Source organism: Mucilaginibacter koreensis (genome assembly GCF_054783355.1).
Map to the genome: position 1 here is coordinate 1752516 of NZ_BAAGQS010000001.1, position 15470 is coordinate 1767985.

Here is a 15470-nt window from a genome sequence, read left to right on the forward strand (position 1 = left end):
GATCAAAATACCTCATTTAACCCCACAAACACCCCGCTCGAACCGTAGTTACCAATTCCGTAATCAATACATAAAGTAGAGCGGGTGTACTTGTTAAACAAAAATCTTAGTCCGGTACCTGCACCGTTTTCCCAATAGGTAAATAGCCCTGTTTTTTGATGCCTGAGTAATGTAGGCATAGTTGCAGTTTCGGCACTCGCCGTTTCTGTATTTACGAACAATACACCGCTGATAAGCTTATTTGCCGTTATCGGAAAACGGTATTCCGTTTCTGCATAACAAAACGACAGTCCTTTAAAACGGCCCATTGTATACGCCCGGCCGCTGCGACCGTATGTATCGCCTTCCGTACCGGGCAACTCAAGGTATGGGATAGAACCACGCATCAAATAGCTGCCCCAGTGCCAGAAAGCCAACACATGTTCGGGGTTTTGTTTCGACAGGCTAAAGTACTTGCGAAACTCTGTACGCAATTGCCAGGCATCATGTGTACTGCCCATCAGGCGCGTATTGTATTTGAGCCCTGCATCGGCATACATTCCCCGGTAAGGCCGGTTGGGCTGGTCGCGGCTATCATACTGAAAGTTTACGGATACCCCATTGGCTGAATACTTGTTGGGGTTGAAATCATTACGCCTGCTGTAGCTGTAATGATGAGTGCGGATATTGCTCGAGTCGCGCCGTTCATCGTCAATACGCCGGTACCGGTTAATAGCCATGCCCAATCCCGCATAAAATTTACCGGTAAGTTTGCGGTATAACTTTTCTCTCAGGCGCAGGTAGTTGTAAATAAGCGGAAAAGCCGTCGCATTGTTCTCAATGGGCAGGCCAATAAGAGAGAAGCTCCCGTCCTGCATCCGGCGCCCGGTTCCGGTACCATAGTCAAACGATACAGCGCGGGCCAGCTGCCAGTTACCTTGCAGGTTCCATTCGTTATCAGGTAAAAAAATGCTGTGTTTCACTTCTACCGATGCCAAACCTTTGGTAGCCACATAAGCAGTTACTCCCCCAACCGACAGATTGGTAGTAGCCGGATTACCGGTATACTTGGCACCTGATAAGGCCAGGGCAAAATCAGCCCCTGTGCTCGGGTTGTACCCTACAGAAGGAATCAATGCAATTTGAAGCTTTTTGACATCTTCAACAGGTTCGCGTTTCTTTTTACGCAGCTTTGCAATCACATCATAGATATCGGTTTGGTTAGTTACCGAATCTGTAAATGAACTTTTAGTTTGGGCAGTTACGTTAAGGCATAATATACTTATCAGCACACATACCAATGCAGCTTTGAACATCAATCAGGTTTCAATTAGTTAGGACTTGTAATGTAATAAAAAAATTACAATACAAATATTACGCGATCAATTCCGGACTGAATTTTAATTAAATTTTAATCTCGATGCCATAGTTGTGCAGTTCTGCCTGAATTTTCCGGTTCCATTGTGCCTGGGCAAAAGTATCCTGCCCATGGCGGGTTTCACCATCATACGCATCCTGCATTACATTCATCTCGTGCATGTAATCAAAATAGAGGGCATGTAAGGCGCCATCATAGTTTTCTACCGGTAGCGGCGTGTGCAGTAATTGCTGCTTGTAACGTTCACTTATAATTTTTACAATATCAAAATGCCGCTGTTCATGGCTCAGCACTTCATCAGTACGGTAGTCGGGTTTCACCCAGCAAGCGCTTTTGGGTATATATACTTTTAGGGCTACATCTATATAAATCGTGCTACGCTCAACTTTTATATCTTCATCAAAACCAAAGCCCGGAAATACCTCGGCCGTATAACGGCTGCTACGGGCCTTATCTTTAAAATCATCCCAGTTGAGCGGGCGATTGATGTTGTAGTAAATGGTATCGGCAGTATTGTTATTGCAATCCCGAAACTTAAGCTTTACTGCAGTAGCCAGCAAAGGATTATGGTCTACCTGTTTACTCATCCATATATTGAACCAGGTAAGCGCACTCACCAAGCTGCGGCGCAAACTGGGTTCAATCACCTGGCGGTTACCCACAGGGCGCATATACTGCATGCCGCCTTTGTAAGTCACCAGACTTACTGTGTCGTCCGTGTGTTTCAATCCAAAAGATAGCTCAAGGGTTATTTTGCCACTTACCTTTTTATCGGGCGTGAGCGTTTCACTAATTTTTAATTGCTTAATACCTATCACTACCTGCCGCAAATTATTACCATTGCTTACATTATGCTGTATAAAATTACGCAAAGCATGCAAAGCGCCCCCCTGCACATCAGCTTTCTCAGTCACCGGTATGGGGCCATCTGAAATTAAATGGGCAATGGCCGATGCTTCAGTCCTTAAATCCTGCACACCCGCCACAGCATAATAATTAGCTGCGATAGGTACCGCCTCATTTTGTAAAACAATAGGAGTAACTGGAATTACAGGTGTATGATATGAAGAAAATATAACTGACAAGAAAATAATAACCGGCATCAGGCCAGTTCGAATAAAAATCCGTTTATGTAATTGCATTTTACTTTTAACGGCAATTAAACTTGTAGTTGTATCTTAAACTACTGATTCATGGGGATTTGACACCTCCCTGACGATTATTTTTCGCTCTGAATACCAGCGTTAAACATTAAACAGAGTAACAAAAAAAAGCACTTGTTATACCACTGGCGAAATGCCTTCGTTTAAAATGTGCTTTATCATTTGTGATTAACCGCTGTGGATTGCATTTTTGCAGTTGCTTCTACAGGCAATCATCATAGGAACACCTTATGTTTAAACTTAAGTACGCTGTATTTTCTGCACCGCTGCTGCTGGCCTTACCGGCTGCTGCCCAGCAAAACCCGTCGTTCAACCTTTTCCGCACCTACCATACGGCTACAGAGTTGATGGACAAGCAAAAATTCGTAGCTGCGGCCGAGCAGTTCAGGCTCATCGAGTCGCAACGCCTGCTTACCTTAAATCAGCCCCGTTTTGAGTCGGAGTTGACGTTGCTGCAAGAGAACGCTCAATATTACGAAGCGCTTTGCGCCCTCGAATTGGGCAATGACGATGCCGAAAGTCTGTTTCTGCGCTTCATTAAAGAACATCCCGAAAATCCGTTCAGCAAGCTGGCTTACTTCCAAATTGGCCGTTTTTACTCCAAGCAGAAACGTTATACCGATGCCTTGAGGTGGTTTGAAAAAATAAAGGCCGGCGATTTAAACGGCCGCGAAAACACCGAATACAAATTCAGAAAAGGCTACGCTTATTTTGAGCTGAACGATTACAAAAATGCGCAGGCGCTATTCAGCGAGGTAAAAACCACACGCTCGCCTTTTACAGAGGATGCCACCTATTACTTTGCCTACATTGCTTACCTGAACAAGGATTATGATTTGGCGCTGGTCAACTTTGAACGGTTGAAAAACTCTAAAAAGTATGAAAGCAGCTACCCCTATTACATTACCGCCGTTTACTTTTTAGATAAACGCTATGATGATGTGATCAGCTACGCTATACCGATTTTAAATAGCACCAAACAGCAGCATGAAACTGAAATGCTGCGCCTGGTAGCGGCTGCATACTTTGCCAAAAACAATTTCCAGCAAGCGGTTACCTATTACAACCGTTTTCAACAGCAGGATTTGGGCCGCACCCAAAACTCGCAGGACAGTTACCAAATTGGTTATGCCAACTATAAAACGGGCAACGATGCCAAAGCCATCACAGAACTGGAAAAGCTGGTTGACCAAACCGATACCTACGGACAAAGCGGTAACTATACTTTAGGTACGCTGTTTTTAAAGCAAAACAACAAGCAAAGCGCCCGTAACGCTTTCCAGGTAGCTGCCAAATTAGATTTTGATAAGCAGATACAGGAAGACGCCTTATTTGAATACGCCAAGCTTTCCTACGAGTTGGACTTCAATAACCAGGCATTAGATGCTACCCGTTTATATTTAAGAAATTACCCCCGTTCTAAACGTACCGATGAGGTAAAAACTTTATTAGGCGAAGCACTGCTGAACTCTCGGAACTATAAAGAGGCGGTAGAAATTTTAGAGCCAATTGCTTCTACTTCCAACAACGCAGGCCAGGCTTACCAGAAAGTAACCTATTACCGTGGTTTAGAATTTTATAACGAGCGTGCTTTTGAAAATGCTATTGGTATTTTCATCCGCTCACTCAACTACCCTATCGACCCGGATATTACCGCCTTAACTACTTACTGGCAGGCAGAATCTATGTACGAGGTACGTAAGTACAACGAATCGGTAGAACGTTTTGAAGAATTTTTGGCAATGCCGGAGGCTAAAAAGACCAGCGTATACAACTATGCCAACTATGGCCTGGGTTACGCTGCCTTTGGTGCGGAGCAGTATCGCAAAGCGGCCAATAATTTCGAGCGATTTTTGGCAGGCGAGCAAAAAGACCGCAATACCATCAATGATGCTACCGCCCGTTTGGCCGACAGCTACTTTGTGCTGAAAGATTACAATACAGCCCTTAACTACTATAACCGCATTATTGCACAACGCAGTCAAGGCGAAGATTATGCCTTATTTCAACGGGGTATGATTCAGGGTTTGCAGGGCTCGCTGGATGGCAAAATTTCCACTCTGGGCGATGTATTGAGCCAGTTCCCGAATTCAGATTTTGCGGATGATGCCGCTTTCGAAATGGCTTATACCTATTTTCTGAAAAATGATGGCGACCGCGCCAAGTCTGATTTGCTGGCCATGGTGGAGAAATATCCGCGCAGCAGCTACATTCCGCGCGCACTGCTCACCATCGGCTTAATTGATTATAACGCCAATCGTGACGATGCGGCTGTAGAATCATTCAAGAAAGTGGTAGCCAGCTATCCGCAAACCGACGAGGCCAAGCAATCATTAAAGCAAATCGAAAAGATTTATACCGATAAAGGTGATGCTCAAACTTTCATTAGCTACGCGGCTACCACACCTATAGGCAACTACACCGCAGCCGAGCAGGAAAGCATCATGGTAACTGCCGCCAACAACCTGTACCTGAAAGGCGACTGGCAGGGTGCGGTATCGGCTGTAAACTCTTACTACGATAAATTTAAAAACCCGATTTACGACAAGCAGCTGCGCTTTATCCGTGCACAGGGTTTGGTACATTTGAACCGTTATGATGAGGCGGTAGATGATTACCACATCATCCTGAACGACTGGACCAGTGCTTATACCGAAAAATCGTTGATCGGTATTTCACAACTGTACCTGTCGCAAAAGAAATACAATGAAGCGGTGGTGTATTTGAAACGCCTGGAAACCAATTCAGAATACAAAGCTGACTACACCTTTGCTGTAAATAACCTGGCGCTTTGCTACTCGCAAATGCAAATGCCGGATGATGTACTGCACTATGTGAAGCTGATTCGTGATAACGAAAAATCATCAGAAGAAGACAAAAACCGCGCAGGCTTATATGCAGGCAAGGCCTATATGCAAAAAGGCGATAACAGCAGTGCATTAAAAGAACTGAACGCTACAGTAGCCAGCACTAAAACCGTTACAGCAGCCGAGGCCAAGTATAATGTGGCATTAATTGAATACAAACAAGGCAACTACAAAGCCTCACAAAAAACCTGCTTCGAGCTGGCCGAAAAACTATCCAATTACGATTACTGGGTAGCCAAAACTTATATTTTGCTGGCCGATAACTATATCGCTTTAAAAGATACATATCAGGCAAAAGCCACGCTGCAAAGTATTATTGACAACTACAAAGGCAACGATGATATTTTGAGCACAGCAAAAGAAAAACTGCAAAAAATCAGTCCGCAGCAGGCCGCACCGCTTGAGGCTACGCCTGCACCGGCCATTGGCACCGACAGCACCACTATTAAATCCGATTCTACTAAAACCGTTCCTGCAAATTCAGGCGAAAACAAAGAAATACAGCAATAATGAAACTGACTATTCCCAGCCAACTCCTGCTTACGTTTACTTTTGCATTTTGCTTTGTTTCTGCAGAAGCACAGGTAAAAAAGCCGGCTCAAAAAGCGCCGGCCAAACGTACGACTACTAAGAAAACCACCAGTAAGCCGGTGGCAAGGCCGGTTGCCAAAAAATTGGGTGACGCAGCAGCTACCAAATCACCAGTTGATACAGCAAGGCGCGGCGGCCAAACCACTGCCCCGCCTGCACAGGCAGCAACACTATCCGAAGAAATTGTGGTAACCACCAGTTACAAACCTGTACTGGCCGATGCGGTAAAAATTCGCCGCAACCCCGATTTGGAGGACGTAAGTCCGTACAAAGCGCCTTTATCCTACAATGGTTTGCTGGATAAAAAGCAAACGAAAGATTCCGAAATCCGCCCGCTGGTGGCTATGCCGCTGCCTGCCGAGCGCGATACCATTGCTTACAATAACTACGTGAAAGCGGGTTTAGGCAGCCTGAAAACCACTTACGCCGAAGGTTATTTTAACAACGGCCAGGATCAGGCCCTGCAATACGGCGGCTTTGTAAAGCACTTTGCCCAGCAGGGAAGCCTAAATAAACAAAATGAATCCCGTAACGATGTAAGCGCTTTTGGCAAATACATTGGTGCAGAAAACACTGTAAGCGGTAAACTTAACTACAATTACCGCAGCAACTATTTTTACGGCTACGATGTAAATAACCCGCCTGCGGTAGCATTCGATCCGGCTAAGCAACATTTCAGTACCATTGGTACCGAAGGCGAGCTGGCTAAAAACTATAAAGATACCGACCGTGTGTTTACCTATGGGGCCAAATTCAAAGGTTATCTGTTCAGCGATGCTTACAAAGCACGTGAGAATAACATTGTGGTATCGGGTTTCCTCAATCAAACCATTAAGCAGTTTTATGCCGGTTTAGCCGCCTCAATTGATGTAGCTTCACAAACAGATAGTGCTTACTCGCAAAACAACAGCCTGCTGCGTTTAAATCCTTACCTAAAATTTCAGGGCGATAATTATAAAATTGATGCGGGTATCAACATTGTTGACCAATTTGGCTACGCACAAAAGTTCTATATCTTCCCGGCTGCAAAACTGGAATTACAGGTAGTGCCTAAATATGTCCGCCTGTTTGCCGAAGCCAAAGGTGATGTTAACCGTACTTCGCTGCAAGGCCTGTCATTAATTAATCCTTTCATGGGCCACAACCTGAATATCCAAAACTCGGTTGACCAACTGGATTTGACCGTGGGATTGAAAGGTACCATCATTTCAGGCTTGGGCTTCAAAGCTTCAGTATTCCGCAACAGCGTTAAAAACCTGCCTTTATTGGTGAGCAACTTCAACGCTACCGGTACCAACAACGCCTTTGTTGTTATTTATGACAATGGCCGCTCACGCATTACCGGCTTTAACGGTGAGCTTGACTACCGTGCTTCAGATGATTTTGACCTGTTTGGCCGTGTAGAGTTTAAAGATTACTCGCTGGCGAGTGAACCCATTGCCTGGAACCTGCCTAAGTTTACCCTAACCGCAGGTACTGCTATTCACATCAGCAGCAAAGTAGATATCAATGGCTCATTGCTAATCCGTGGGGCTACTAAAGATCCTCACACCGCAAACAACAGCGTTGGTGGTACACCGGTGTACAGCACCATCGGCTCATTTGCCGATTTAAGCGGTGGTGTATCATACAAGGTAAACAAGCGCTTTAATGTGTTTGTTCAGGCCAACAACATCTTAAATACCAATAACCAGATGTGGCTGTACTATCCTAATTACGGATTTAATATCTTTGGAGGCGCGGGCTTTAGTTTTTAATCGAGTTTGCAAACCGGCGGGTTTTAATTATTTTTAGCATCAAATGGATTTAGCTGTATATATAGGCGAACTGTTGCGTAAGCAAGGAAAGCTTAGCGTGCCCGGGCTGGGCTTTTTCAGTCAGGTGCGTAAAGACGGCTATTACCGCGATGACCGGAGCATCTTCCACCCGCCGCATTACGAAACCAGTTTCGAAGCCCAGGCTTCGGATGATACCACACTGGCTACTTACCTGAGCGAACGCAAGAAAATTTCGGTTGCCTCGGCCACTTATTTTGTTGAAAAATACATCAACAACCTGAAGCAACAGGCCGCTGAAGCAGATATTGCATTAGACCAACTGGGTTGGATGCGCATGCAGGGCGACAAGCTTTCTTTTAAGCCCAATGCTGCCAGTTCAACTTACGAGCAGGAATATTTCGGCCTGCCGGCTCTGTCTGTTAATAAGATATGGGATCAATTATCAGGCTCCCAGACAACACCTCAAGTGATAGAGGAAGCAGTTGTGGCGGAAGCAACGCCCATTAGTGCGGCACCTGCAGGCACCTTTACACCGGCGGCACCGGTTGCAGAACCTACGCCGGCCCCAACGCCCGAACTGGCCATATTTCCGGAGGTGCTCACCCTTCGTGAAAACAAAGCTGAACCTGCTGCAACACCTGTTAAACCTAAACGGGTACCAGAAAACACCAAAGAGGCGGCACCTATAAAAGCGGAGGCTACAGAAGTAGCGGAGCCCAAAACAGCTATCAATATCTGGATATTGGTATTAATTATTGTTACTGTAGCTGCTATTATATTACTGGCACTTTACCAATACAAACCGGGCCTGTTTTCGCACCGGGCCGCACCACAACAGGTGGCAGTAAAACATGATAATGCTGATACCATAGCTACCGAAAAGAAAATTGACACCCTACAAGCCGGCCAGAATGAGCGCAGCGATACGTCCGCAGTGGTTGCAGCAACTACCCCTGCTGTTACCAAAACGGCTGACACAACGGTTGCCGTAACCCGCCCTGTAGCTGTACCTGATAATCAGGCAGCAACTACACCTGCCGAAACGTTAACTCCACAGCAACGCTATGATATTATGGGGGGCGCTTTTGCTAACGAAAAAATAGCCAAACAGGCCATTACGGCCTATAAAAAAGTGGGTGTAACTGCCCGTATATATGAAAGCCTGCCCGGCCGCAAGGTAAAGTTAACCCTGGGCACCTATCCGAGTTATGATGAGGCCAGTATGCACCTGCACCAGCTGCAGGCTGCCGGAAAGGCCACTAAAGATGCTTACGTACAACGACCAAAATAAAACACTACATGACCATTCTTGCTCAAGTTACTGACACGGCACAGCAAGTTGCCGATACGATAAACCGCGCTGCCACTGCCGCCCCACTACCCGACCAGGATTTACGTTTCGGCGACCTGCTGGTTAAAGGGGGCTGGGTTATGGTGCCTATCGGGATACTGGCCGTACTGGGTTTGGTAATTTTCTTTGAACGTTACTTTACCATCCGCAAGGCCGCTAAAAACGAATCTAATCTGATGCAGCAGGTTCGCAGCAGCATCATGTCGGGCAAGCTGGATTCGGCCATTGCACTGGCACGCAACAGCAACTCGCCACTGGGCCGCATGCTGCAAAAAGGCTTACTGCGCATTGGCCGCCCTATTAAAGAAATTGAAGGCGCTATTGAGAATGTAGGCAAGCTAGAAGTAGCCAAGCTGGAAAAGAACATCGGCATCATCGGCATTGTGGCCGGTATTGCACCCATGTTCGGTTTCCTGGGTACCATTGCCGGAGTAATTAAAATTTTCTATGATATCTCTAAAACAGATAATATCAGCATGGGTGTAATCTCGGGCGGTTTATATGTAAAGATGGTAACTTCAGCTGCCGGCTTGTTTGTAGGTATCGTAGCCTATGTGTGCTACCATATCCTGAACATGATGGTGGACAAAGTAATTCTGAAACTGGAAACCGACGCTGTTGAATTTATCGACCTGTTAGAAGAGCCTGCTACCGTATGAATTTAAGAAGAAGGAAAGGCCGCCCCGGTGCCGAGGTGCATACCTCGGCCATGAATGATATCATGTTCTTCCTGTTGCTGTTCTTCCTGATTGCATCAACAGTAACCAACCCGAACGTGATCAAGCTGATGCTGCCCAAATCATCGTCAGGCCAGTCGGTATCTAAAAAAACCATTACGGTATCGGTTACTAAAGATCTTAAATACTACGTAGATAAGAAGGAAGTGGCTGAGGCCGATCTTTCCAACACGCTGGCCGGTTACAAAACACTGGCCACCGAACTGACTATTGTATTGTATGTTGACCGCACAGTGGCCATACAAAACGTAGTGCAGATAATGGATACGGCACAAAAATTGAACATTAAACTGGTATTGGCTACCGAACCCAAGTAATTATGGATTACCGTCAGCAAGAAAATAATTATCCTAAAGCCTTTTTGGCTACCGGCGTCATTTTGGGGCTGGTAATGGCTTTGAGTTATTTTCTGGTATTTAAAGCACCTGTAAAAGAGCAGGAAGGTACCGGCGGAATTTTGGTAAACTACGGTACGGTTGACGAAGGCATGGGAAATGATTATATGAGCGCCGAAGAACCTTCGGTAGCCGAAAACGCCAACCATACCAAACCTGATAAGGTAACGCCTGCCCCCCCTACTGAGCAGCCTTCGCATGTAGAGAGCAGCAACAAAAATGTGGTGACGCAAAATACCGAAGATGCCCCTGAGGTTGCCGCTAACGATAAAAAGCAAAGTTCAACAGTAGCCACTACACCTGCCAAGCCTACCGAAGCCAAGCCTACCATTAACCAAAACGCCTTATACAAAGGCAAAACCAACAATGGCACCGGCGAAGGCGATGGCACCGGCAACAAACCCGGCAATCAGGGCGATCCAAACGGTTCTACTTTAACGCCCGATTACGGCAAAGGCGGTAACGGCACAGGCGGTACCCTGCAAGGGATGGATAACCGCAGCTTTTCGGTAAAACCCAGCCTGAACTTCGACCCACATGTAGACGGATTGGTGATTGTAGACATTATTGTAGACAAAAACGGCAACGTTACCTATGCACAGGCCGGCCGTGGTACTACTGTAAGCAATGCCGATGTAATTGACCGCTGCGAACAGGCCGCCAAACGCGCCCGCATCACCGCCTCAGAAACCGCGCCCGATCAAACCCGCGCCCGCATTGTATTCAGGTTTAAAAGGCAGTAAGCAATTTGTACCTTTGATGGCAGTTATTGCCACATGAATTACACTGAAACACTCGACTATTTATATACCCAACTGCCCATGTTTACACGCGTGGGCAGTTCGGCGTTTAAAAAGGATTTAACCAATACGCTGGCCTTATGTGAGCGGCTGGATAACCCGCAATACAAATTCAAAAGTGTGCATGTAGGTGGCACCAACGGCAAAGGTTCCACCTCGCATATGCTGGCGGCCATACTGCAAACCGCTGGTTATAAAACAGGTCTGTACACCTCCCCTCACTTGCGGGATTTTCGCGAACGCATCCGCATTAACGGGCAGATGATTACCGAACAGCAGGTAATTGATTTTGTAGCCCGGCATCAAACTGATTTTGAGCAAATACAACCCTCTTTTTTCGAAATGACGGTAGCCCTGGCGTTTGATTTTTTTGCTAAAGAACAGGTAGATATTGCTGTAATAGAGGTGGGTTTAGGCGGCCGGCTTGATTCTACTAACGTGATTACCCCCCTGCTATCAATTATCACCAACATCGGCTGGGACCATATGAACCTGCTAGGCAATACGCTATCCGAAATTGCAGGCGAAAAAGCAGGTATCATCAAACCTGATGTTCCTGTAATCATAGGTGAATATCAACCAGAAGTGGCACCAGTATTTGAACACAAAGCCAAGGAGGTGAAAGTACCACTAACGTTTGCTTCGGAGCAGTGGGTTGTAAAGCAATCTAAAAATGAAAATGGCTTAGTTGGCATTGCGGTGTCGCATTCCACCGGTGGAAACAACTCATTGTCTCCTCTTAACCTGCTGCTGGACTTAACCGGCTCCTATCAGCTTAAAAATATTAAAACGGTATTAGCTGCCGTTGAAGAATTGCGTAAGCAAGGCTTTGTAATTACTGATGAACATTTGCAAACCGCGCTGCGCCAGGTACAGCATTTAACCGGATTGGCGGGCCGCTGGCAAACGTTAAGTACCGGGCCCCTCACCATTTGCGATACCGGGCATAATCCTGAAGGCATTGCCGAAGTGGTAAAAAATATTCAATCGGTTACTTACCGCCAGCTGCACATGGTTATTGGCATGGTGAATGATAAAGATTTGAGCAAGGTACTGGCACTGCTTCCGCAGCAGGCTACCTATTACTTTTGCAAACCTGATTTGCCCCGTGGCCTGGATGCCCATAACTTACAGGAACAAGCAGCAACATTTGGCTTAAAAGGCGATGCTTATCCATCTGTGCAAGCCGCATTAGCTGCAGCACAGCAACAGGCCGGCGATGGTGATTTGGTGTTTGTAGGTGGCAGTACCTTCACCGTGGCTGAGGTGGTGTAAATTGTTTATGATATGGTGATATCTGCAAACAAAATCTTGTCATTGCGAGCGATAGCGTGGCAACCGCACGGAAGCATCTGCGCCTCTGTATAGCAAGCGGTTGCCACGCTATCGCTCGCAATGATAAAAGTTATAGTATAAGACGGCAAATCTACTCCGTTTTCATTTCCTCTTTTGCCTCGGCATTGTATTCATAATCGCCGCCGAGCAGATAGCCCCAAGGCTTCAAATCTTGTATGCGGTCGAAAATGATTTTCAGGATGGCAATGGTAGGTATAGACAGAAACATGCCTGATAAACCCCATATGGCCTCGCCCAATACGATGCCCAAAAAGGTAATCAGGGCATTAAGGCGCACCTTTGAGCCTACCACCATCGGCAGCACCACGTTGGCATCAATGGCGTGTATACCAATCATTACCGCAGCTACAATTAGAGCTTTGGTGAGCGCACCGGTGGCAAAAGTAATGAGGGTACTTAGCAACAAGGCAGTAAAAATACCAATGTATGGGATGATGTTAAATATACCGGTAATGATACCCAGCAATGCAGCGTACTTGATACCAATAATCCAGAAAGCCAGGCAGGCAATACCCGAAACTATTACCATTTCAATTAACAAACCCAAAATATACTGACGAAGTATTCTTTGGATGTTTTCCATAATATCGTGCACTATATATTCATAATCTTCGGTGCAAACTGCCAGCACAAAGCGGAACAGCAGGCGTCGGTAAATCATGATCAGGAAAGTAAAAATCAAGATAAAAACGAAGAACAGTGCCAGGCCCGATACCGCGCCAAAGGTGGTGCCCACCACAGCTGTCCCCGAGGCCATTACTTTGGCCGTAGCGCTTTTTACATAAGTATTTTGGCTGTGTTTGGTTACATGGAAGGTGTCGCGTATCCAGTTCTGCACATCGTTAGATGAATCGGTAATTTGCTGCTGTAACTGCGGCCAGTCATCCGCCAGGTTACTGATTTGTGAACCCACCAGATAGAAGATGCCGCCAATGAAGGATACCATTAGCAGTATGGCTAAAAACGACGCTAAACTGCGTGGCATTTTTAATTTACGCTCAAAAAAGTTCCCCAGAGGTAATAGCAAAATTGAAAACAGGAACCCAAACATCAAAGGGTCTAAAAATTCTTTTCCTTCAATAATCAGGAAACCTAAGGCAATAACACCTAAAAGCACTAAAGCCAGTTTTGCATAAAACGGTAAGGGTACACTTTTAATAATCATACTATTGAAATTGCTGATGGGCGAATATTAGCACTTAACACCATACCCTATAATATGTTTTTACCTTACTGATTAGTTGTCAGGCGCTCCAGTATCTGCCTTATGTACCGGTCCATTACTGCCACCGGTTGCTGGCTGAAGATATGATTGGCGCGATTAGCCAAAATAATATTGAAAGAAATAGCCCGGTGCCCCAGCGCGGCTGCCAATCCGTATATACCCGCCGTTTCCATTTCCAGATTGGTAATTCGCCTGTCATGATGTGCAAATTTCTGAATGGTTTGCATCAGCTGCGGCCAGGCATTAGTGGCACGCACCTGCCGGCCCTGAGGAGCATAAAAGCCGGGAGCGGTGATGGTTATACCTTGTTCTAAATCAGCAGCCAGTTGAGTGAGCAGGCCGGCATCGGCATTTGCAAAGTATGGGGAGATGTTTATCTCAGCAGGCAACTGGTTTTTAAAGGCCTCCAGTAAGTGTTGGTCTTCAACAGATAAATGCTGTTGGTAGTAATGCATCAGTGCATCCAAACCTATAGCTGAGGCAGATACCATCAGGCTATCCACCGGTATATCGGCCTGTACAGCGCCGGAAGTACCGATACGGATAATATCCAATTTCCGCAAGTTTTCATTTACAGTACGACTTTTTAAATCCACATTCACCAGTGCATCCAGTTCATTCAATACAATATCAATATTATCAGTACCAATACCGGTTGAGATAACTGTAATACGTTTGCTGCCAATGCGGCCGGTATGGGTCACAAACTCGCGTTTGCCCTTTTTAAATTCAATTTTATCAAAATATTTACTCACCTCGGCTACCCGGTCCTGGTCGCCCACGGTAATTACTGTATCTGCCACCTCGTGCGGAAACAGGTTGATGTGGTAGGCACTGCCATCGGCATTTAAGATAAGGTCAGTTTCAGAGATGAAATTCATGATGTATGTAATGTTAAAGGTTAACAAAGCTAATCAATTCTGTTTTCAGGCGTCCATAGTATATTCATGCTGCGGTATTGTAATTTACTATCAAAGCCTTTACTTTTGTACAGTCCTTTAAGCCCTAATACTCCAATGGTAATATAACCGACCTGCTGGTTTTACTCATTTTATCTGGCGCTACAGTTTAACTGGTGGCAGGTCGTTAATGTGTTGTACTTCCGGAGTGTTCACTCCGGTTATCCTTTTCATTTATAAACTATCATGTATGCTTAACGGACCTGATCCAAACGAAAAATATCCTTTGCCCCATTACCATAAACTGGTATTTTTAAAGAACTTCATTAACCACCCCAAAATAGAAATTGGCGATTATACTTATTATGATGATTTAGAAGACCCATCCAATTTTGAACGCAACATTCTGTATTTTTTTGATTTTTTAGACGATAGGCTCATTATCGGGCGATTTTGCAGCATTGCATCAGATGTAAAGTTTATCATGAACGGTGCCAACCATGAAATTGCCCCTGTTTCTACCTTTCCCTTCGGTATCTTCGGTAAAGGTTGGGAGAAAGTGAATGAGGATGTAGATATGACTTCCAAATTTCCGAACAAAGGCGATACAGTGATTGGTAATGATGTATGGCTGGGTTATGGTGCCACCCTTATGCCGGGTGTAAAAGTTGGAAACGGCGCCATTATAGCCAGCAAAGCTGTAGTTACTAAAGATGTACCCGATTATGCCATTGTTGGTGGCAACCCTGCACGCATAATTCGTAAACGATTTGAAGATGATGTAGTTCAGCGGCTGCTCAAAATTGCCTGGTGGAACTGGGATGCACCAACAATAACGGCTCACCTTAAATTAATTAACAGCGCCGATGTTGATGCCCTCGAAGCCGTTGCTAATAACCGCAATTCTTCATTATAACTAAAATTCGGAACAGGTTACCATTTGAGTTGTTA

Annotated in this window: 12 protein-coding genes; 8 read left to right on the top strand and 4 right to left on the bottom strand. The window is 45.5% G+C overall.

From position 1 onward, the window contains the following. Window positions 1–2: 2 nt before the first annotated feature. Together ACYVNW_RS07950 and ACYVNW_RS07955 are read right to left on the bottom strand one after the other, a co-directional pair. The gene (locus ACYVNW_RS07950) at window positions 3–1295 is read right to left on the bottom strand and encodes a BamA/TamA family outer membrane protein (protein WP_460679316.1); all 1293 of its coding nucleotides are present in this window, start codon (window positions 1293–1295) and stop codon (window positions 3–5) included. 88 nt (window positions 1296–1383) lie between these two features. Continuing rightward, window positions 1384–2442 carry a hypothetical protein gene (locus tag ACYVNW_RS07955; RefSeq protein WP_460679317.1) on the bottom strand — a complete coding sequence of 353 codons (1059 nt, stop codon included), beginning with the start codon at window positions 2440–2442 and terminating at the stop codon, window positions 1384–1386. A gap of 308 nt (window positions 2443–2750) precedes the next feature. On the opposite strand from ACYVNW_RS07955, the gene ACYVNW_RS07960 reads away from it, so the two are divergent. The 7 genes from ACYVNW_RS07960 to ACYVNW_RS07990 are packed head-to-tail and all read left to right on the top strand — an operon-like array spanning window position 2751 to window position 12314. Beyond that, complete coding sequence (locus tag ACYVNW_RS07960) at window positions 2751–5897, top strand: tetratricopeptide repeat protein (protein WP_460679318.1); 3147 nt, start codon at window positions 2751–2753, stop codon at window positions 5895–5897. Continuing rightward, on the top strand, window positions 5897–7735 hold the full coding sequence (locus tag ACYVNW_RS07965; protein WP_460679319.1) for a TonB-dependent receptor: 1839 nt from the start codon (window positions 5897–5899) through the stop codon (window positions 7733–7735). The genes ACYVNW_RS07960 and ACYVNW_RS07965 overlap by 1 nt, the downstream gene beginning before the upstream one ends. Before the next feature lie 43 nt (window positions 7736–7778). Further along, window positions 7779–9047 carry a hypothetical protein gene (locus ACYVNW_RS07970; protein WP_460679320.1) on the top strand — a complete coding sequence of 423 codons (1269 nt, stop codon included), beginning with the start codon at window positions 7779–7781 and terminating at the stop codon, window positions 9045–9047. An 8-nt stretch (window positions 9048–9055) separates the two neighbouring features. Next, entirely contained in the window at window positions 9056–9766 is a 711-nt protein-coding gene (locus tag ACYVNW_RS07975) for a MotA/TolQ/ExbB proton channel family protein (RefSeq protein WP_460679321.1), read from the top strand. Beyond that, entirely contained in the window at window positions 9763–10161 is a 399-nt protein-coding gene (locus ACYVNW_RS07980; RefSeq protein ID WP_460679322.1) for an ExbD/TolR family protein, read from the top strand. The genes ACYVNW_RS07975 and ACYVNW_RS07980 overlap by 4 nt, the downstream gene beginning before the upstream one ends. A 2-nt stretch (window positions 10162–10163) precedes the next feature. Next, window positions 10164–10982: an energy transducer TonB gene (locus ACYVNW_RS07985; protein ID WP_460679323.1), complete on the top strand. Its 819-nt coding sequence runs from the start codon at window positions 10164–10166 to the stop codon at window positions 10980–10982. A 33-nt stretch (window positions 10983–11015) separates the two neighbouring features. Continuing rightward, on the top strand, window positions 11016–12314 hold the full coding sequence (locus ACYVNW_RS07990) for a bifunctional folylpolyglutamate synthase/dihydrofolate synthase (protein ID WP_460679324.1): 1299 nt from the start codon (window positions 11016–11018) through the stop codon (window positions 12312–12314). Window positions 12315–12465: 151 nt separating this feature from the next. Here ACYVNW_RS07990 and ACYVNW_RS07995 read toward each other — a convergent pair whose 3' ends face one another. Both ACYVNW_RS07995 and ACYVNW_RS08000 read right to left on the bottom strand, forming a co-directional pair. Next, entirely contained in the window at window positions 12466–13560 is a 1095-nt protein-coding gene (locus ACYVNW_RS07995) for an AI-2E family transporter (protein WP_460679325.1), read from the bottom strand. 65 nt (window positions 13561–13625) lie between these two features. Next, window positions 13626–14501: a nucleoside phosphorylase gene (locus ACYVNW_RS08000; protein WP_460679326.1), complete on the bottom strand. Its 876-nt coding sequence runs from the start codon at window positions 14499–14501 to the stop codon at window positions 13626–13628. Window positions 14502–14769: 268 nt separating this feature from the next. On the opposite strand from ACYVNW_RS08000, the gene ACYVNW_RS08005 reads away from it, so the two are divergent. Next, complete coding sequence (locus ACYVNW_RS08005) at window positions 14770–15435, top strand: CatB-related O-acetyltransferase (protein WP_460679327.1); 666 nt, start codon at window positions 14770–14772, stop codon at window positions 15433–15435. The last annotated feature ends 35 nt before the right edge of the window (window positions 15436–15470 follow it).